Origin of the sequence: Phytohalomonas tamaricis, assembly GCF_003012345.1 — a bacterium.
Lineage (GTDB): Bacteria > Pseudomonadota > Gammaproteobacteria > Pseudomonadales > Halomonadaceae > Phytohalomonas > Phytohalomonas tamaricis.
Genome location: NZ_PVRV01000021.1, coordinates 235,802 through 254,119 on the forward strand (window position 1 = coordinate 235,802; position 18,318 = coordinate 254,119).

General features: G+C 54.8%; 19 protein-coding genes and 1 pseudogene. 10 read left to right on the forward strand and 10 right to left on the reverse strand.

Annotated features, from left to right (window positions below; translation table 11 throughout):
* Positions 1-339: 339 nt before the first annotated feature.
* From C3Z11_RS10795 to C3Z11_RS10825, 6 genes are all read left to right on the forward strand, one after another.
* The gene (locus C3Z11_RS10795) at positions 340-810 is read left to right on the forward strand and encodes a MarR family winged helix-turn-helix transcriptional regulator (RefSeq protein ID WP_106477959.1); all 471 of its coding nucleotides are present in this window, start codon (positions 340-342) and stop codon (positions 808-810) included.
* Between the two features lie 150 nt (positions 811-960).
* On the forward strand, positions 961-1,389 hold the full coding sequence (locus tag C3Z11_RS10800) for an organic hydroperoxide resistance protein (protein ID WP_106477960.1): 429 nt from the start codon (positions 961-963) through the stop codon (positions 1,387-1,389).
* A gap of 88 nt (positions 1,390-1,477) precedes the next feature.
* Positions 1,478-2,497: an alpha/beta hydrolase gene (locus C3Z11_RS10805; protein WP_106477961.1), complete on the forward strand. Its 1,020-nt coding sequence runs from the start codon at positions 1,478-1,480 to the stop codon at positions 2,495-2,497.
* A gap of 351 nt (positions 2,498-2,848) precedes the next feature.
* Positions 2,849-3,277 (forward strand): SDR family NAD(P)-dependent oxidoreductase, encoded by a 429-nt coding sequence (locus C3Z11_RS10815; RefSeq protein ID WP_106477963.1) that lies wholly within the window; start codon positions 2,849-2,851, stop codon positions 3,275-3,277.
* Positions 3,274-3,795, forward strand: coding sequence for an RNA polymerase sigma factor (locus C3Z11_RS10820; RefSeq protein WP_106477964.1), 522 nt, complete (start codon positions 3,274-3,276; stop codon positions 3,793-3,795). The genes C3Z11_RS10815 and C3Z11_RS10820 overlap by 4 nt, the downstream gene beginning before the upstream one ends.
* Positions 3,792-4,601 (forward strand): anti-sigma factor family protein, encoded by an 810-nt coding sequence (locus C3Z11_RS10825; protein WP_106477965.1) that lies wholly within the window; start codon positions 3,792-3,794, stop codon positions 4,599-4,601. Before C3Z11_RS10820 ends, C3Z11_RS10825 begins: the two co-directional genes overlap by 4 nt.
* 72 nt (positions 4,602-4,673) lie before the next feature.
* Here the strand turns inward: C3Z11_RS10825 and C3Z11_RS10830 are convergent, their stop codons facing one another.
* Complete coding sequence (locus C3Z11_RS10830; RefSeq protein WP_106477966.1) at positions 4,674-5,507, reverse strand: oxidoreductase; 834 nt, start codon at positions 5,505-5,507, stop codon at positions 4,674-4,676.
* A 111-nt stretch (positions 5,508-5,618) separates the two neighbouring features.
* Here C3Z11_RS10830 and C3Z11_RS10835 point away from each other — a divergent pair, with 111 nt between their 5' ends.
* The gene (locus tag C3Z11_RS10835) at positions 5,619-6,575 is read left to right on the forward strand and encodes an AraC family transcriptional regulator (RefSeq protein WP_262927361.1); all 957 of its coding nucleotides are present in this window, start codon (positions 5,619-5,621) and stop codon (positions 6,573-6,575) included.
* A 6-nt stretch (positions 6,576-6,581) separates the two neighbouring features.
* On the opposite strand, the gene C3Z11_RS10840 is transcribed toward C3Z11_RS10835, so the two are convergent.
* From C3Z11_RS10840 to C3Z11_RS10870, 7 genes and pseudogenes are all read right to left on the reverse strand, one after another.
* Entirely contained in the window at positions 6,582-7,160 is a 579-nt protein-coding gene (locus C3Z11_RS10840) for a hypothetical protein (protein WP_106477968.1), read from the reverse strand.
* Positions 7,161-7,259: 99 nt separating this feature from the next.
* Positions 7,260-8,033 carry a molybdopterin-binding protein gene (locus tag C3Z11_RS10845; protein WP_106477969.1) on the reverse strand — a complete coding sequence of 258 codons (774 nt, stop codon included), beginning with the start codon at positions 8,031-8,033 and terminating at the stop codon, positions 7,260-7,262.
* Entirely contained in the window at positions 8,030-8,902 is an 873-nt protein-coding gene (locus tag C3Z11_RS10850) for a cytochrome b/b6 domain-containing protein (RefSeq protein ID WP_106477970.1), read from the reverse strand. The genes C3Z11_RS10845 and C3Z11_RS10850 overlap by 4 nt, the downstream gene beginning before the upstream one ends.
* Positions 8,903-9,013: 111 nt before the next feature.
* Entirely contained in the window at positions 9,014-9,625 is a 612-nt protein-coding gene (locus C3Z11_RS10855; protein WP_262927362.1) for a hypothetical protein, read from the reverse strand.
* Between the two features lie 150 nt (positions 9,626-9,775).
* Positions 9,776-10,363 carry a TetR/AcrR family transcriptional regulator gene (locus tag C3Z11_RS10860; protein WP_106478049.1) on the reverse strand — a complete coding sequence of 196 codons (588 nt, stop codon included), beginning with the start codon at positions 10,361-10,363 and terminating at the stop codon, positions 9,776-9,778.
* 331 nt (positions 10,364-10,694) lie between these two features.
* Positions 10,695-10,832 (reverse strand): FCD domain-containing protein, encoded by a 138-nt coding sequence (locus tag C3Z11_RS17195; RefSeq protein ID WP_317450671.1) that lies wholly within the window; start codon positions 10,830-10,832, stop codon positions 10,695-10,697.
* Positions 10,832-11,240, reverse strand: a pseudogene (locus tag C3Z11_RS10870) (transposase); the annotation flags it as partial. The gene C3Z11_RS17195 and the pseudogene C3Z11_RS10870, both read right to left, overlap by 1 nt.
* 331 nt (positions 11,241-11,571) lie before the next feature.
* Here C3Z11_RS10870 and C3Z11_RS10875 point away from each other — a divergent pair.
* Positions 11,572-12,213: a hypothetical protein gene (locus tag C3Z11_RS10875; protein WP_106477972.1), complete on the forward strand. Its 642-nt coding sequence runs from the start codon at positions 11,572-11,574 to the stop codon at positions 12,211-12,213.
* A 106-nt stretch (positions 12,214-12,319) separates the two neighbouring features.
* Here the strand turns inward: C3Z11_RS10875 and C3Z11_RS10880 are convergent, their stop codons facing one another.
* Positions 12,320-13,144, reverse strand: a complete 825-nt coding sequence (locus C3Z11_RS10880) for a helix-turn-helix transcriptional regulator (protein ID WP_262927363.1) — start codon at positions 13,142-13,144, stop codon at positions 12,320-12,322.
* Between the two features lie 220 nt (positions 13,145-13,364).
* On the opposite strand from C3Z11_RS10880, the gene feaR reads away from it, so the two are divergent.
* Positions 13,365-14,303: a transcriptional regulator FeaR gene (gene feaR / locus C3Z11_RS10885; RefSeq protein ID WP_106477973.1), complete on the forward strand. Its 939-nt coding sequence runs from the start codon at positions 13,365-13,367 to the stop codon at positions 14,301-14,303.
* Positions 14,304-14,366: 63 nt separating this feature from the next.
* Here feaR and C3Z11_RS10890 read toward each other — a convergent pair whose 3' ends face one another.
* Positions 14,367-15,857, reverse strand: a complete 1,491-nt coding sequence (locus C3Z11_RS10890) for an aldehyde dehydrogenase family protein (RefSeq protein WP_106477974.1) — start codon at positions 15,855-15,857, stop codon at positions 14,367-14,369.
* 1,429 nt (positions 15,858-17,286) lie between these two features.
* On the opposite strand from C3Z11_RS10890, the gene C3Z11_RS10895 reads away from it, so the two are divergent.
* Positions 17,287-18,165: a transporter gene (locus tag C3Z11_RS10895; RefSeq protein WP_106477975.1), complete on the forward strand. Its 879-nt coding sequence runs from the start codon at positions 17,287-17,289 to the stop codon at positions 18,163-18,165.
* Positions 18,166-18,318: the final 153 nt, after the last annotated feature.

Consider the following 18,318-nt stretch of genomic DNA (forward strand, 5'->3'; position numbering starts at 1 on the left):
ACCTCGTTAAGGGTGGCAAGGGTACCATCTATATGAGTGTCCGGTTTTATTAAACAACTACACCACTCTTAGAAAGCTAAGCGAGGTCGTAGAAAGCTAAGCGAGGTCGGCTCAGCGAATTTTCCATGCTGTCTATCCTAAGAATGAGACGACCAGCTCAACGCCCCGCTGCCAGTTCCCGAGTCTGAGATGTTGAGAGACCTAGCTGTACCCTCAAATAGCTTAAGATTCGCGTCATTACCGGCTGGAGCATGTCTGGTTCATGGCTTGACGAGAAAGTCATAAATTAAGGGTTAAAATAGCTTGCAATTAAATCGCGCACTACCTAGTATTGTCTGCATGAACACTACAGACCAGCATACCCAGAACACTACTGATTCACCGCCTGCCGTAGAGGCTCAGCTCTGCTTCGCGCTGTACTCCACGGGCCTGGCGATGAATAAGCTCTACCGCAAGTTGTTGCGTGAGCTGAATCTTACCTATCCGCAGTATCTGGTGATGCTGGTACTGTGGCAGCGTGACCGCCAAACGGTATCGGAGATCGGCGAGCAGCTGTTTCTCGACTCGGCGACTCTGACACCGCTGCTCAAGCGTTTGGAAACAGCGGGACTTCTGACCCGCCAACGTGCCCGGCAGGACGAGCGTCAGGTCGAGGTTGCTCTGACGGACGCGGGGCGCGAGCTGCGCCGGCGTGCAGCAGCCTTACCTGAGGCAGTGACCTGTGCCAGCCAGTGTACGCCACAGGAACTTCAGTCGCTGCATGACGAGTTGCTGAGGCTACGCAATCGGTTGAACAGCGCTGTCGATTAGTCGGCGCCGCTCAGCGAAGAAGGAAGAATACGGCAGCAACATAAGCCGTAGCCGATGAGGCGCTAAATTTTTTAACCAATTAAGTAGTGCGCTATTTAATCGCCAGCTACTTAACAAAGAATCACCCACCACACAGCAAGGAGTTACATCATGACCATCGAAAACGTTCTCTACCGCGCCCACGCTCAGGCCACCGGCGGTCGTGACGGCCGTGCCGTCTCCTCCGACGATCAGCTCGACGTGCGCCTCACCACGCCACGTGAACTCGGCGGTGCTGGCGGTACAGGCACCAACCCCGAGCAGTTATTCGCGGCCGGCTACTCGGCATGCTTCCTCGGCGCGCTGAAATTCGTCGCGGCTCAGGAGAGGGTCAAGCTGCCGCCCAACGTCCGCGTCGAAGGCAGCGTCGGCATCGGCCAGGTCCCGACCGGCTTCGCCATCGAGGTGGCACTGAGCATCTTCCTGCCCGGCCTGGCCCGCGAGCAGGCCCAGGCGCTGGTCGACAAGGCCCATGTGGTCTGCCCCTACTCCAACGCCACCCGCGGCAACATCGACGTCACTCTGGAAGTACATGTCTGAACCGAGTCTGCACTGAGGCCGACCGCGGCGCATGACGCGACGGCGACCTCTCACCCCTGAGAAAGCCTGAGAACGAAGGAGTTTCACAATGAAAACGATCCATAAGCCTCTTGCCGGTATCGCCCTCGCCATCGCCGCCAGCGGCGCGTTTGCCGCCGACAACGGCTATATCGAACGCAATACCCAAACGTTTCTCGATCAGCTCGCCGCCAGCGGTGGCAAACCGATTGAGCAACTTTCGCCCAAAGAAGCCCGCGCCGTGTTGGCCGGTGCGCAGTCTTCGGTCAAGGTCGATCTTTCCGGCGTCACGGTGGAATCAAAGGCAATCACGGTCGATGGCGAGAGGATCAATCTCAAGATCGTCCGCCCCGAACACGCCGAGGGCCATCTGCCGGCCTTCATGTTCTTCCACGGCGGCGGCTGGGTGCTGGGCGACTTCCCTACCCACGAGCGGCTGATTCATGACCTGGTGGTCAACTCCGGTGCGGTAGCGGTCTATGTCGACTACACGCCTTCTCCTGAAGCGCACTATCCGGTGGCGATTACCCAGGCCTACCGCGCCACCCGCTGGGTCGCCGAGCACGGCAATGAGATCAATGTCGACGGCTCACGGCTGGCAGTGGCCGGCAACAGCGTCGGCGGCAACATGGCTGCCGTCGTCAGTCTGATGGCGAAGGAGAATGGTACTCCGCAGTTGCGCTACCAGGCGCTGCTGTGGCCGGTGACGGATGCCAGCTTCGATACCGCTTCTTATAATCAGTTTGCGCAGGGCTACTTCCTGACCAAGCCGATGATGGAGTGGTTCTGGGACAGCTACACCACCGACCCCGAGCAGCGCGCCAACATTCACGCCTCGCCGCTGCGCGCCAGCCTTGATCAGCTCAAGGGCTTACCCCCGGCGCTGGTCCAGACTGCCGGCAACGATGTGCTTCGTGACGAAGGTGAGGCTTACGCGGCCAGGCTCAACGCTGCCGGCGTGCCGGTTACCGCAGTGCGCTACGAGGGCATGATTCATGACTACGGCCTGCTCAACCCCTTAAGTGACATTCCCGAAGTGCAGGCGGCGATGCGCCAGGCCGGTGAAGAGCTTAAGGTGCACCTACAGTAAATACCCATCACGGCCAAGGGCCAAACGGTGAAGGGCTGGGAGCGATCCCGGTCCTTTGATTTTCTGCGGTCAAGAGCTAGCAACCGCCTGATATTCCCAGCGCATGGCCAGGTAGAAACACTGGTGCTCAAGTGGAAATTTCTCCAACGTCATTTTCTTCATATCCGTTGGACCCATAGAAGGGACAAGTCTGAAAACGATCTGGAAATCATATGTAATCAAAAACCGATCCTCTGCATCCCCGCCTCCTCTCTCGATGTCCGAAATCGCCGTGAATATGTCATTTCTCGGCACGGCCGCGCCGCATAAAGTCATGAAACCGACATTGACCGCGCTGCGGGAGACAAAAAGATGACCACTTCGATTGGACAGGGAACCGCACTCATCACGGGAGCATCGTCAGTTATCGGCGCCGTCTACGCCAAGCGGCTGGCAGAGAGAGGCTATGACCTGATCCTCGTGGCAAGAAACCGGCAGCGCCTCGTCGATCTCGCCAATGCCATCTCCAACGAGAACGGTCGCGCCGTCGAGACCATGGCGGCTGACCTCAATAATCGTGAACCGAAGTATCAGTTTCGGTGGCGGGGAAGAATTCTGGGTCATGTCTGCTCCAGGGAACGTGGCCTGAATGGAGCGAGTAGGACGACGCTGCCAGTGCTTTATTCCCGCCCGTCGAATTCCACCGCCGAAAGATTGCGATTCCCTTGCAGACAGAAGGGAATAGAATTTCAGCCGGTTCGTCTTACAGCGACGTCCTTCGATACGCTGGACCACCCATGAACCCACCTGATGACGATCAACTGCGCGAAGTTCTGCCGCGTCTACGGCGCTTCGCCCTGTCGCTGACTCAGAACCCCAACGATGCCGATGACCTGGTGCAGTCGACGATGGAAAAAGCGATCGGCCACTGGCAGCGTCGCCGTCCCGATGGCGATCTACGCGCCTGGCTGTTTTCGATCCTGTATCGACAGTTCATCGATGGTCGACGTCGCGCCGGACGCTACGCGCGGCTCATGCAGCTATTCACCAGCGATCCTCAGACCAGCGCCTCGACGGAAGATATCGTCGTGGCCAATGCCACCTGGGAGGCGTTCGATCGACTTCCTCCCGAACATCGCGCCCTGCTCATGCTCGTCTCGGTGGAGGGGCTGAGCTACCGCGAAGTGAGCGAAACACTGAATATTCCGATAGGTACGGTGATGTCGCGATTGTCCCGAGCACGCCGATCTCTGCGCGATCTGGACGAAGGCACATCGCACGAAAAGCACTCGTCACCGTCACTCAGGAGACTCAAATGAATCCACGTCATCCCTCCGAGCAGGATCTGCACGCCTATCTCGATGATCACTTGGATGCCGAACGCCGGCAGTGGGTCGAAACCTGGCTCCAGGCCAATCCGGAGCAGGCGGCGGAGCTCGAAAAATGGCGCAAGGATGCACAGCACCTGCGTGCACGTTATGCCAACCCGGAACAGTGGCCGGCCAACTCATCGCTCGACCCGGCCGCGATCCGTCGCCGCCGGCGAACCACTCACCAGCGCTGGCTGGCGACGGCAGCCATGCTGGTCATGGCCCTGGGCATCGGTCTGACCGGCGGTTGGAAGGTCCACGACATGATGAGCCCGACTTCGCCCCCGCCGATGGCGGACGCCGTTCAGGCCTACCGCCTGTTCACCGACAGCATCTCGTTCGACGGGAACACGGCTATCGACGGGAAAAATATCGTCGCTGCGAGTGATACCACGCCCCCTGAGCCGACCAGCGACGATCAGGAACGAATCGCCAGGTTATTTCAGACCCATTTCAGCGATGGGGTCATGCCGCCCGATCTCAGCGCCGCCGGCCTGGAGATGACCGATGCCCGGCTGCTCGCCACGGAGCAAGGACCTGCCGCGATGGTGGTCTACCGCGATCAGACCGGACGCCAGATGATGATGTACATCCGCCCGCCGGGCGCCGGCAACCACATGCTGGAGCCGGGCAAGCGAATCGACGGCAAGCTCATGGCTCAGTACTGGTCGAAGGGCAACTACAACTATGCCATCGTCAGTCGGCCGGACGATCCCAATGCCGCGATGCTCGAACAGATGCTGCGCGAAAGTTGAGATTCGGCGACATCCTGTGGATGTCGCCGATGCCGAACCCGGTGCCGGAGTTCGCGGGAATGCGCTGGGCCATCAGCCGTCGGTCGAGCGCGTGAGCGTTTCCCATGTCTGGATCTCTTCGGCCATCGCTGACAGCTTTTCACGTACCAGCGTCAGCGCGTCGCTTCCCAGCAGCAGATGTGCCGGCGGCGTCTCGCTGTCGATGACGGTCAGCATCGCGCGGGCGGCCTTGGCCGGATCGCCAAGTTGCTGACCGCTTTTCTCCTCGCGGGCACGGCGAATCGGATCGAACAGCGCGTCGTAGTCGGAAATCGAGCGCGGTGTGCGGGACATCGAACGGCCGGCCCAGTCGGTGCGAAACGAGCCGGGCGCCACGGCAGTGACGTGGATATTGAACGGCTTCACTTCCTTGCCGAGCACCTCGGAGATTCCTTCCAGCGCAAACTTGCTGCCGCAGTAATAGCCAATGCCCGGCATGGTGATGAAGCCCCCCATCGACGTGATATTGAGGATGTGTCCGCGCCGGCGTGCGCGCATGTAGGGCAACACGGCCTTCGTCACGGCAACCGCGCCGAATACGTTCACGTCGAACTGCCGACGCATCTCGACCAACGGGGATTCCTCCATAATCCCTTCGTGGCCGTAGCCGGCGTTGTTGACGAGAACATCGATCGCGCCGACGTTCGCTTCGGTGTCAGATACGACGTCGTCGATGGCATCGAAGTCGGTCACATCGAGCACCCGGCCCACCGCTTTCGCTGGATCGAGCCTTTCGAACGCTTGTCTGGCCTGTTCGCTGCGTACCGTGCCAACCACGTGATGGCCGGCAGCAAGCGCTTCCTGTGCCAGCGCCCGGCCAAAGCCGCTGCTGACGCCTGTGATGAGTAAGAGTTTGCCGGCAGACATGCAAGTCGCTCCTGAGTATCAGTGGAAGATGCACATTACGCTTTTGCATTGTCTTCTTTCAGGCACGAAACTCTCCTATTATTGCCTATTCTTATAAATTCATCGGTACACATGAAGAAACCCATCCACGCCTCACAGTCGACCGAACAACGACAGATGGTGGCGTTGCTTCAGACGCTGGCGCCGAACGAGGGGTACAACCTGACCGCACTGCCCGACGTGCGTATCCTGCGTTCGGATCGTCCTCTGTCGCGGACCCCGGTCCTGTACGACCCAGGCATCGTTATCGTGTGCCAGGGGCGAAAACGGGGCTTTTTCGGTGACCAGGTTTATCTGTACGACGAACAGCACTATCTGGCGGTCGCGGTGCCAGTACCATTCACGATGGAAACCGAGGCGACGCCGGAACATCCGCTGCTGGCCATTTACATGCATCTGGATTTTCAGCTCGCCGCCGAACTGATGATCCAGATCGACCGCAATCAAACGCCGGCAAAGGAAGATGCGCCACAAAGTTTGATGTCCAGCCCCATGGATACTGCGCTGCGGGGATCCGTGGTGCGCTTTCTCGAAGCGATGAATCAGCCGCTCGACGCGGCGATTCTCGGCCCGGCTTTGGTAAGGGAGCTGTATTTTCGCGTGCTCACCGGCGCCCAGGGCAATGCGATGCGTGCGGCGCTGGCGATGCAGGGGCAGTTCGGAAAGATCGGCAAGGCGCTACGCCGCATCCACGCGACCTATGCACAGCCGCTCGATCTGTCACAGCTGGCCAGTGAAGCCGGCATGAGCGTTCCCACGTTCCACAACCACTTCAAAACCGTTACGCACACCTCGCCCATGCAGTACGTGAAATCCACCCGTCTGCATCAGGCACGTCTGTTGATGGTGCGTCAGGACATGACGGCGGAGGCTGCCTGCCATGCCGTGGGTTACATGAGCCCTTCGCAGTTCAATCGGGAATTCAAACGTCTTTTCGGATTGACGCCGGCCGCCGAGGCGAAGCGGATGCGGGAGAGTTTCGCGATACCGCCTGCGTTCGCCAGATCGGATTTCGTCTCGTCGCATTGAGGTCGTTCAAGAAGCCGGGTGTCGCAGATCGTTCACGGACATCCATATTGCCGATATCAGGAAATAGATCGCGCCCAGCGCCGCATAGCCGGCCACATTGGTAATCAAAGGTGGCTCCGGTGATCGGGCCAACCAGATGAAGAAGGCGCCGACCCACGCAGACTGGACGCCGCTCAATATCATGACCATTGCCCACGGTGCCTCAAAACGCTTCCAGCGTCCGACGGCGCTACCCAGCTGCAGCAGGCCCGAGAGTATCGCCCAGGCGCCGAATACCGCGAGCACCGAGTTGTTGCTCATCTGCAGCGCCACGACCACGGCGAGTGTCGCGAGACCACTGATGAAGACATTGATGGCCTGCATCCGATTATTGCCCAAGCCGCCGCTGCGTTCCGCATCGATAACATTGGCTACGGCATCCCAAGCGGGATACACGATGAGCAAGGTCATCGCGAATAGCGAAGATGGGCAGCCCAGCGTGAAGGCAGCTTCTGCCCATGCGGCTGCAAAGCCCGCGCGGAAGAAGTAATAACACTTGAGCCATTCCTCCTGACTGGCGAAGGTGAAGCCTGTGTAACCATTCATCATCGGCATCCGGCTAGTAAGTAGCCTTGAGGAACAAACGGAATAAGGCGCATATTGTCATGCCCACTTGGGGTCGAGTATCGAGGTCGACTACACCGCTTAGATCCCGGCGTACCACTCGTATCCCCGGTCTTCCCAGAAGCCACCCTTGCCGCCCCATAACGCCGCGAAACTGTCGACGATCTCGATGTGCATGATGTACTTGGCCTGCTTGTAACCCAGCTGTCGTTCGACTCTGAGACGCAGCGGTGCGCCGTGACCCACCGATAGATCCCGGTCATTCATCCGGTACGCGAGGATCGTCTGCGGGTGGAAAGCGTCGATGAGGTCGATACTTTCATAGTATCGACCACTGCCGTCGAGCGTCTTTTCGAGCTCGTCAGCGCAATGGAAGACCGCGAATCGCGCCGAGGGCTTGAGTCCGGTCGCAGCCAGGAGACTTCCGAGCGGAACACCGGTCCATTTGGCGATGGCACTCCACCCTTCGACGCAGTCATGACAAGTAATCTGGGTGCGTGCAGGAAGCTTCTTGAGGTCTGCCAGCGAGAGCTCCAGCGGGCGGTCGACGAGCCCGTCGATCTTCAACCGCCAGTTGGCGAAGTTGCCCTCGACTAGCTGCGCATACGCCTCGCCGTCCGGGGCGCTGGTTCCGTTCACGCGGAACGCTGGCGAGATGTCCGTTTCGGCAAATTCGCGGGCGAGCGCGTCACGGCCCAGAAGCAGTCTCTGGGCTCTCATGGTCAGCTTCTCGGCGGAGCGAATCACGCCTCCCACTTCAGGATTCTGTTCCAGCCTGTCGCAGCCGGACAGCGCGAGCGCGCTCACGCCCAGAGCGCTGCCGATCAGAAAGCGACGGCGCGTAAGATCTGTCATGCGTCAGGCTCCTTCCTGCGGATCGCATAGCGCCCCGTGACCATCGAACGCAGGTTGTTCCAGGGCCCCGAGAGGATGACCATGGCGACGTGAACGATCACGAACACGACCAGCAGCGAAGCGGTGATGAAGTGAAGCGATCGGGCGGACTGGCGTCCGCCAAAGATATCGAGAAGACTCGGAAACGCCGCATCCATGCCCGGCGACAGGGTTAACCCCGTCAATATCATCAACGGTAGTAGCCCTGCAATGACACCGATGTAGGTTAATTTCTGGAGCACGTTATAGTGCCGGGCAGCTTCGCCGGCGGGAAAGCGCAAGCGGGCATGATCCAGGATCTCCCGCCAGATATGACGCGGTGCGAGTTCGTGCCGCCTCACTGCCAAATCACGCCGAAAATGCCCGCTCAAGACGCCGTGCCCCAGGTAGATGAGACCGTTGATGACGAACACCCAGGCGAAAAAGAAATGCCAGTTCCGGCCAGCGGCAAGGTCCTGATAGGACGGAAACGTGAGCCACGTCGGAAACGCACGCGACGCCCACTCGCCTTCCACCTTCGACAGGCCCAGCACACCGGTTGTAGGAATAGTGCCAGAGCCGGTTTTCACGAAACCCTGCGGCATTCCATGATTTTCACTCGCCCCTATCGTGAGAAAGGCAGGATCGGAATCCATGCCGTATTGGCCCCAGTGGAGTCGAGGGTAAGCGTTGAATATCTGAAGACCACTCAATATCAGAAAGCTCAGGCACACCACATTCAGCCAGTGCGACAAGCGGGTAACCACGGTATGGCGTCGGATGAAGATGGTTCTCCGACGCGGTGTCGATTGGAGAGGTGTCGATCGGAGCGGTCGCGTCTCCTGATTCATGGGTCGGTCCTGATGGTTTAGCTGCATGGGTCGAAACAGCGCAACGTTTGCGAGATCGAACGCGCCACCGGCCTGGCAGAATCCTGAATCCAGGCCGGTGGCGACCTCCAGTCACATCGGCGGGACGACACCATTGGTGCCAACGACGACCTGCTTCGCGGTCAAGCTGTTATCCGTGCTTTTCTCGACGGGGACGAAGACGACTGCTCCCGATTTCAGATCAGCCTTGGTGGCCGGTGCAAGGGTAACGACAGGCGTTCCTTCGGGGATGGTGATTTTCTTCTCTTTTCCGTGATAAGTGACGGTAACGGTTCGGCCATCCACACCTTTGACAGCGTCTGCGACCGTGGCGTTAGTCATGGTGCTTTGGGGCTTCAGATCCCAGCCGAAGCTACCTTCACCGGCCCCCTTCAAGGCTGGCGGAAATATCAGTACCTCGAGAGCACCACTACCGCCGTCCTTCATGGGAAGCGAAGCGATACCGACGTAATTGCCAGGCTTGATATCGGTAATCGCTGCACGGCTAACCCCCGAAAACATTGCCCCCTCTGCTAGCGCAATATCGGCGGTCTCGCCTTCGCGCGTTTTTACCTTCAATGACCGATCGCTGAAACTGGCGATAGTACCGCGTACGTTCATGGGCTCAGCCATTGCGCTCTGAGCCAACGTCGTAGAGCCAATAGCCGCGGCAGTGACAAATCCCACCACAAGTTGACGTAACATTTTGACTCCAGGTTATCTACTAGTAGATAGGTTGATGTGGACGGGTTTAGCCGCCTTCCGATCCAAGGCTAACAGGGATCAAACCTATTGTCTACCTACTAGATGGTAGGTTCTAGTGTTATGAAAGACTCCTCCCCTGCCAGCTCGGTTTTACGAGCGATTAGACACGAGCTTTTCAATCAGGGAATCAGTGACGACCTTGAACACCTTATCGTCGCCGTAGGCCCTAGCCGACAACATCGCACCGTGTACGCCAGCCACGAATCCCTCCGCCTCGGATCGAGCGGTGCCGGCAAGGACGAACCCTCCTTGCGTTGCGCCCTTGTCCAGGACAGAGGTCAGCCATGCCGATAGCATGCGGAAATGCGCCCGGACCTCGAGCACGATCTCTGGCGGCAGCACGGGTATCTGGCTTGCGAGCAATGCGCATACACAAAAGGCGCTTGTGGGATCACCAATACATTCCGCCCAGTAACTTGTATAGGCACGAAGCTGATCCACAGGGTCAGCATGATAGCGTTCCAATGCAGCGATCCCCGTCTTCGCTTCTTCGCGATATTGCTCCAAAAGTGTCCGAACCAGATCGACCTTGCTTGGGAAATGATGGTGGATGCTTGCCTTGCGAATGCCGACGACCTCGGCGATATCAGCATAGCTGAAGCCGTTGTAGCCCCCAGCGATGACCAGGGAGCGCGCGCATTGAAGGATCTTGTCGGAGGTACTTGTAAGGTTACTCATACTTACCATATCTACCTTCTAGTAGAATACTTGTCAAGAATGGTCCATAGGCTGGACGACTGAACCGGCTTGTCCCAAAAGCCGCATAGGGCCTCCGGAACGTCGCTCCCTTACATGAAAGATATTAAAGTTAAAAACAAGGGACGCGACGTAGCCTACTTTTCTTTCACAGCCGTAGTTGTTCGACTCATTGTGATCGTTCTAGAAAAATAGAGACTCCATAATGTTAACAGGTCTCAGTGCCTTCCCCCTGACCACCAGTTAATAACTCGGTCTCACTTTTCTTCCAAATCATAACCGCTTGAACTCGGGCGCAAAGAACATTTTCTTCTTAGTTGTGCGATAGACGCACCGAGATGAGCAGCATGGCACGCTCAGCAGCATCCGGGTCGCCCCTCTGCAGCGCTTCGACGATGTGTACATGCTTGCGATAGCTACGTTTGATTGCGCCGGGCTCCTTGTCGGTCAGATCAGATGGATCTTAGTGGTCAAGCCGACTCGGCTGCGGCCCAACGATTGGCCTACCAGTTCGCCTGACTCCTTTTTTGCCGCCTTCCGAGGAGGAACGGATAACGCGAACGGCCATGGGGTCGATCATCCACGTGCCTAGGTCCATCACGCCGTCATCGCGCAGCTTGAGCTGGAGACCGTCGAAAGTGCCATCATCACGCCACTGAAGGAATCGCGCATATACCGTGGAACAGGGACCGTAGCATTCCGGCAAGCCGCACCATTTGGCTCTCGAGCATAGCACCCAAAAGATGCCATTCAGTACCAGGCGGTCATCACACCTTGGCTGGCCCATCGCCTGAGTGGGTGAGACGATGTCCTTGATCAGCGACCAGCTATGCTGGGAAAGCTCATAACGTCCTGCCATAAGTCACCTATGCTGCGGCCATATCTGCCGGGGTCGCCAAGGCGTTGGGATGCACGTGGGTGAGCCGCTCAAGAGCGCGCTTCAGCCGCCCGCAGACAAAGGCACATGAGCTGGGTATCAATAGTAGGTATTTTCGTGTTGATTCATCGCATTTAGCGACCAGATGCACTAAGCAGTGAAAATCGACACTAAATTCATGCAAGGTAGTAGTTGACTGCCTACCTATTAGTAGGTAGCCTTGTGGTTGATGACCATTGAGACGTGACCGCGCTGGCTACCAAAGGAAGCCTGAGATTTAACGGTGCGCCAGTCTCTAATCAAAGGATTTTTTATGACCAGCGTTCGTACCTTGCCGTCAGTACCTCATGTTTTGCCGAATGCCGTACGGGCCAGCAATAGCCCGCTGCCGATGGGCGCTACACCGGATTTTCCAAGCCTGTTGAAGGTACAGGCTGAGCCCACCTTGTCGCCACCCGGTCCTGCAAACACTTGGGCACAACCGGAGCAGGCCGTGAACATGCCGCGCCGTCAGGACGTCGACGCGATGCTTCTACAGTTGCTCGCTAGCCAAAAGATGCTGTTGCCTACCGTAGGTAGAGCTGGTCGATCGATGCCTGGCATTTCAGATAGCGGCGTGACTATCCCGGACTGCGATTTTCTGGGCGATACTCCAGCTGAAAGTACTGATGCTATCGATCTCGCCTTCGCAAGAGAGCACAGTGCAGTCCAGTGTATAGAGCACATGCACATCAAAGACCCGACTACGTTACGTGCCGAACACTGTACAAATGACCGCTTATATGATGTTCCCGTCGAATGTGCGCCACAGTTATCGTCGGCGGACGTGGCACTGCTCCAGTACATCGTCATTTGGATACCGGCCGAAATTGTTAGATTTCCAATGCAGTCGGTACGCGGTCGACCTCGGCGTCGAATCAAGCCTCGCTTGCACCCTTCGCTCAAGATCACTTAACAGGATTCCAGCATCCAGCGTCATTTTCTCTCTCCAGCAATGAAAATAGTGGTATCAGAGGCTAACTGTCGGCCGGAATGGAGGCGATATCCCAAAAAGGACAATGTCAGGTTTTTTCCTCTCGGGGGGCGAGAGTAATCACATGATTGAGAAAGAGCCGGAATAGCTCACCGGTTGAGCCAATGCCAAAACGCGCATAAATGTGTTTGCGATGGTTTCGGGCAATGCCAACGGTAATGCCAAGGCACTCTGCAACCTCATCAGGTGCCAGGCCCTGGACCATTAACGCGACGACCTGCTGCTCGCGTGGCGTCAGCAGCTCAGCTCTGAAAGTAGTGAAAACCCAGTTTAGTTGCCTGCTCATATTCCCGGGCACGCCGTCATGGCTTTGCGGCATGGACGCCAGATGGAACGGGGCGCGCTCCCAGTGCTGAAGGCAGAGTACCCTCAAAAGATCAAAATATTTGATCAGACATCGAAAATCCTCGCGGGTGAAGTGGCGCTCGTCGTCGATGACGCCCAAATAGAGGACCACCCAGCGTTTGTCATCCAAGCGAATGGAAAGACATAACTCACCCCGCCAGCCAGTGTGATGATAAAAGCTATCTACGTATTCCCGCGATGCCGAAGCCTGTACATCCGCGAAACGAAAGACCCCTTCCTGCCCTTCGCTGTCGAGGGACAACAGAAAGGGATCCCGCTGCCAGGCCTGCATTAAATAGTACTGAAACAGCAGCTCGCGTTGGCGAACAATAGAGTCAAACAGGTAGATCGGATGCCGCCCCGGACGATGACCGATGATGACCACACAATCAGACTCAAGGAGAGCACGCATCAGGGTAACCAATCGGCGTGTAAAGCATGTTGAGCGCAGCGCTTCGATGGTCTGTGTCAACGATGGGATCAGATTAAAAGGTACTTCCGTTTTCATAAGGGAGCCGTGACAGTATCAGCGCTGCACGCCTTGTGATGATTTTTAAGCGCTGGTGCTTACTGGAGTTCGGTGGCTTTGCCACTCACCAGAAAGAGGCTGGAAAAGGAAGACTAATTTTTCTTTGACTAATGAATGTTAGTATCGCTGCAGCATCTTCTCTACAGTGTCCATACAAACATTAATATATTAATAAGAATGGAACCGTCAAGGAGGTCTCATGCTATCCGCGGATACCCCGATCCTTTCATTTGATGATTGGCTTGGCGCCCTACGCAAGGTTTGTGGCAGCTTCGACTCCACGCCTCTGCATCGTCAAAGTTTTAACGGAAGTGTTTCGAAGCGCTTCGAGGGCGGAATAGAAATTGCAGGGATCAAAACCAACGTCGAGCGCATTGTGCGTCGTTGGTCCCATCGACATAGCGATGATAGCAGTCATTGCTTTTTGATCGTTCAAAAACAGGGAAGAGCTACCCTCGTACAGAACGGCACAAAGCTTGATATGCGGCCAGGCGAGATGGCGCTGCTGGATTCCGCCGAGGAAAGCGAAATTTTTCCTCATGGCTTGATTGAGCACGATTCCTTTCATCTCCCTCGTGAAGAGGTAATTCGCCGCTTTGGTCACCGGTCGGTGCCTTTCATGAAAGTCAATGCTGACTGTGCCAGCGGCCAGATCCTCCAACTTGTGGTAAGCCGCATGGTGGCGGGTCAGTTGCCCCATAGCGAAATAAACAGCGGTATCTCTGACTCGCTGATTGCTCTGCTGCCCTCCATTCATCAGCACCAACTATCGTCAGCGCCCTTGTTGGAGCAGGGTGGAGACATGCTCTATCTGTGCATACAGCAATTCATTGATCAGCATCTGCAGGAAGATGAACTGGGCCCGGGTCTGCTGGCAGCGCAGTTTAATCTTTCCATTCGCCAACTTTACCGGCTTTTCGAAAAGCACAACGAGACCATCTGCCGCTATGTACAGCGTCGGCGGCTTGAGCGCTGTGCTGAAGAACTCGCCAGCCCGGCGCAGACCAACTGGTCAATTACCCAGATCGCCTACAAGTGGGGATTCAGTGATTCGGCTCACTTCAGCCGCTCATTCAAACGCGAATTCGACAGCTCACCACGAGAATATCGTCGCTCACGGCTTGCCTGCGTCGCCTGATCCAGTCAGGTCATCATGCATTGATTTACCCGCTCCCCTAAGGGGCGGGTAAGCTAATGCAGATCAGTAAGCGATGCAGACCGACTTGAGCTCGGTATAAGCGTTCACCGCTTCGGGACCGAACTCCTTGCCCAGGCCGGACATTTTAAAGCCACCAAAGGGAAGACTCGCGTCCAGAGTAACGTGAGTATTAACCCAGACGGTGCCTGCCTCAATCCGCGGCGTCAAATGCATCGCTTGAGCAAGACTATCCGTCCATAGACTGGCCGCCAGTCCCAGCTCACTGTCGTTAACCATGGCAAGCGCTTCTTCTACATCGTCAAAGGGGATGACGGTCAATACGGGCCCGAACACCTCCTCCCGAGCGATCTCCATGGTGTGTGCAGCATTGCTGATCACTACAGGTGATACGTAGTAGCCTTGTGATGGCACCTCGGCACCGACATGTACTTCAGCTCCCTGATCACGTGCTCGCTCGACATAGGCCAGCACGCTCTGCTGCTGGCGCTGCGATACCAGCGGTGTAACCTGTGCTTGTGGATCCATACCGGGGCCTGCCTGCATGCCGTCGACTGCTCCAGCAAGGCGTTGGCAGAATTCATCATGCAGGCTGCGGTGTACATAAAAGCGTGATGCCGCCGCGCACACCTGGCCCTGGTTGAGCAAGCCCCCCATCAGGGCACCGTTGACAGCCTTTTCCAGATCAGCATCTTCCAACACCAGCATCGGGTTCTTGCCACCCAGTTCCAGTGAGAAATGCGCCATGTGTTCGACAGCAGCATGACCAATCTGCTTGCCGATCGCTGTGCTGCCGGTGAAGGTAACCTTCTGCACGTCAGGGTGCTCGGCCAGCCGTGTACCCACTACCGAACCCGAGCCCAGCACTACGTTGAATACCCCCTTGGGCAATCCCGCTTCGACTGCAATCTCTGCCAGTCTCAGCACACTCAACGGTGTTTCCGAAGCGGGTTTGAGTACCACAGAACAGCCAGCAGCCAGTGCCGGTACAACTTTCCATAATGCAATCATCATGGGAAAATTCCACGGCACAATAGCCGCCACTACACCCAACGGCTGACGCAGCGTATAAGCATTGAAACGAGTGCCCTCAGGCATACCGATCGACACTTCTCGAGTACTACCTTCAAGCTTGGTCGTCCACCCTGCCATATAACGAATGAAATCAACCGAAAAACCAACATCGACTGCACGAGCAATATGGATGGATTTACCCTGATTAAGGGTTTCAATCTGTGCTAGCTCTTCGCCGTGCTGCTCGACCAGATCGGCAAAGCGCAACAGCGTGCGCTCCCGCGCCGCTGGCGACAGGTCACGCCAACGACGGTCGTCGAAGCTTGCCTTGGTCAATGCAACGGCTTCATCCGTTAACTCTTTATTGCCCTCTGCTATCGTTGCCAGCGGCTCACCGCTTGAGGGGTCTATAATGTCACGCGAATTACCCTCTGCTCGGAAGTCACCATTAATAAACGAGCCGGTAGCGCGTTTGAAAAATGCCTGGACCGCCTCGGATGCAGCCGCCTGATTGTCACTCATCACAAAATCCTCTGGTTCAAAGTGGGAAAGCGGTGCCGCGAGGCAAGAAGCATGACTGGCCTTTCAGTACCACCAATTGTCGTCAGGCTAGTGCCATCGAGTTGTCACCGCTTGAACCTTTCTGCCAGTGACATGACGCTGACTGCCGCGCATATTAAATTTGAACTACCATCGTAGTTGGTACAGCCATATCCCGTCTGGTAGCGCTATTGTCGGGGAATATTATACTCGTAGGATTTTATCGGTAGCATTTTTTACCAGTGTTCGAACTGGTGAAAAAAAAGTATAAGGGTTAGCATGATATTCCTTGTTCCGCCGGCGTGCGTCGTCAGAATCTAGAAATCATAGGGCCATACTCAGAATAATATGCTTTATCAATGTTAAGGAGTTTAAGTTACTAATCAGAGGAATGGTGTTGGAAGTACCTTTTATTTTTTGTAACTTGATAAGATTAAATGCTTATTTCTATCAAAAGCAAAACATACTGCTTAAAAAGCAATTAAAATCATAACAGAATAGAAAGATCAGACCGTATCGACGAAAGTCCATTATGATTTCAGATACCAAGTATTTTTGAGTAATTAGCATCATTTACCTGTTACGTGTGTTAACTATGCAGATAATATTTAAAGCTGGTGCTGGAGTAAGTACGCAAGCTTTTAATGCGTAAATTCCGGTCTGGATAGAGAGAAAAATAGCTATCTTGAAATTGAGTACATCTATATAAGCTGCTCTCGGCATGCCTGTAGAAATTGTAAGGATGTCAATGCCTGTTCTACGGTTCTTGCAAGACAACATATACCCGATTCAATACCTGTCCGTGTCAGTTCCCCCAGCCTAGCCTTACTCTCGCCATGACAGAACATTGTGCAAAACCAGTCGACTGGTTTTGCTCCTCCGCCTCGATGGAGAAGCATTCCAATCAGGATATCGAAGCGTTAGATGCCACTCTGGGTCTTAGAGCGAGGCGTGCAAGTAAAGAAAGCTCAAATATTCGAGAAGTCAAAAACGGTATGATTCCAGGTTTTGACTATGTATTTCAAGCGGCGCCAGAAACAATTCAACATGGGGATACGCTAATAGTAATGCGTACCATATTCTTTTTATGCCCCCCTACCTACTTGTGTACTTCGCGGCCCAAAGGCTCATCAACAGTTAATACTATACCAAAGTCGTGAAGATATAAGTGATTGTATTTTATACGGAAAACCTCCACGTCACTCTCGCTCAATTATATGTCCGGCATCGTCAATAAATAATATATCGGGCAATATAATTTGTAATCAACTTTTTGCATTAATATATACAGACCGGCTAATAATTTAAATATCTATTCGCAAATATAATTAATTAATAAAAATATCTTGAAACTATTTGTAAGCCACTTGGATAATATGCGAAAAGAAATCTAAAAAATTAAGGAGAATTTATGAAAATAAATAGAACATATCTTGTGAGCATTCCATTCACAGCATTGGTATATCTTTCAGAATACTCGTACGCAGCAGGTACGATAGATGCAAGAGATTTTATCGCAGCTCCACCGGGCACCGCTGTTTCGGTACTTTATTATGGTCACCAGAGTGCACATGACTTTGCTGGAGCTCCACCTAGAGGGAAAGAAAACCTTGAAGTTAATTCGTTACTCTACCGACAAGTTTGGTATTCAGATGTTTGTGGAAACCTTTGTACACCTCAATTTATTCTACCGTATGCCGATATCAATTTAAGAATGCCGGGTTCCGTTGATGAGAATCATGCATCAGGAATAGGAGACCCTCTTTTCGGCGGAGCGTTTTTCTTATTTAATAATCCACATGAAAAATATTATAGCGGGATTATGGCGTTAGTGTCTTTGCCGCTTGGTGAGTATGACTCCAACAGTCCTGGTACCTCTCCCGGGGCAAATAGATGGGAGGTCTTGCTGACATACAACAATACAATTGGTGTTGGAGAGAACTGGTATCTGGAAAGCAATCTGGAAGCTGAGGTATATGGTAACAACAATGATTATCTAGGTGAAACGCTAGAACAGTCGCCTATACTCAGCGCCCAGTTCACGGCATCGTATGATTTTACAAGCTCAATTTATGGCGCACTTTCTTTAATGTATAAAAACGGAGGAGAAATAAAGCTTAACGGTACAAAGGTCCCAGACACAAGGCTACAGGAAACGCGGGGAAGTATTGCGTTTGGATTCGACCTTGATAGGAATAATAAGTTGATGATTTCTTATTCATCTCCTACTAATAGTAAAAATACTTTTAGAAATGATGAGATGCGTGTTCGTTTTAGCCATACGTGGTAGGTAGGTCAAATGCTTAGGGATTTGGGGCTAACTGCATACCAGTAATAGATTAAGCAGAACTTAGTCTCGGTGAACAAGAAAGCAACGCATGATTACTAAGCGCACCGATGTTTCAGGCATTGCATCAGAGGCTTTGCCTGAAACATCAAATAC

What these genes read in the sequence shown, in the direction of transcription:
- C3Z11_RS10840 (WP_106477968.1), bottom strand. Translation starts at nt 7,160, where the DNA reads ATGAATGGTTACACAGGCTTCACCTTCGCCAGTCAGGAGGAATGGCTC.
- C3Z11_RS10850 (WP_106477970.1), bottom strand. Translation starts at nt 8,902, where the DNA reads ATGAATCAGGAGACGCGACCGCTCCGATCGACACCTCTCCAATCGACA.
- C3Z11_RS10830 (WP_106477966.1), bottom strand. Translation starts at nt 5,507, where the DNA reads ATGTCTGCCGGCAAACTCTTACTCATCACAGGCGTCAGCAGCGGCTTT.
- C3Z11_RS10860 (WP_106478049.1), bottom strand. Translation starts at nt 10,363, where the DNA reads ATGAGTAACCTTACAAGTACCTCCGACAAGATCCTTCAATGCGCGCGC.
- C3Z11_RS10800 (WP_106477960.1), top strand. Translation starts at nt 961, where the DNA reads ATGACCATCGAAAACGTTCTCTACCGCGCCCACGCTCAGGCCACCGGC.
- C3Z11_RS10855 (WP_262927362.1), bottom strand. Translation starts at nt 9,625, where the DNA reads ATGTTACGTCAACTTGTGGTGGGATTTGTCACTGCCGCGGCTATTGGC.
- C3Z11_RS10825 (WP_106477965.1), top strand. Translation starts at nt 3,792, where the DNA reads ATGAATCCACGTCATCCCTCCGAGCAGGATCTGCACGCCTATCTCGAT.
- C3Z11_RS10795 (WP_106477959.1), top strand. Translation starts at nt 340, where the DNA reads ATGAACACTACAGACCAGCATACCCAGAACACTACTGATTCACCGCCT.
- C3Z11_RS10875 (WP_106477972.1), top strand. Translation starts at nt 11,572, where the DNA reads ATGACCAGCGTTCGTACCTTGCCGTCAGTACCTCATGTTTTGCCGAAT.
- feaR (WP_106477973.1), top strand. Translation starts at nt 13,365, where the DNA reads ATGCTATCCGCGGATACCCCGATCCTTTCATTTGATGATTGGCTTGGC.
- C3Z11_RS10805 (WP_106477961.1), top strand. Translation starts at nt 1,478, where the DNA reads ATGAAAACGATCCATAAGCCTCTTGCCGGTATCGCCCTCGCCATCGCC.
- C3Z11_RS10820 (WP_106477964.1), top strand. Translation starts at nt 3,274, where the DNA reads ATGAACCCACCTGATGACGATCAACTGCGCGAAGTTCTGCCGCGTCTA.
- C3Z11_RS10845 (WP_106477969.1), bottom strand. Translation starts at nt 8,033, where the DNA reads ATGACAGATCTTACGCGCCGTCGCTTTCTGATCGGCAGCGCTCTGGGC.
- C3Z11_RS10895 (WP_106477975.1), top strand. Translation starts at nt 17,287, where the DNA reads ATGAAAATAAATAGAACATATCTTGTGAGCATTCCATTCACAGCATTG.
- C3Z11_RS10835 (WP_262927361.1), top strand. Translation starts at nt 5,619, where the DNA reads ATGAAGAAACCCATCCACGCCTCACAGTCGACCGAACAACGACAGATG.
- C3Z11_RS10890 (WP_106477974.1), bottom strand. Translation starts at nt 15,857, where the DNA reads ATGAGTGACAATCAGGCGGCTGCATCCGAGGCGGTCCAGGCATTTTTC.
- C3Z11_RS10815 (WP_106477963.1), top strand. Translation starts at nt 2,849, where the DNA reads ATGACCACTTCGATTGGACAGGGAACCGCACTCATCACGGGAGCATCG.
- C3Z11_RS10880 (WP_262927363.1), bottom strand. Translation starts at nt 13,144, where the DNA reads ATGAAAACGGAAGTACCTTTTAATCTGATCCCATCGTTGACACAGACC.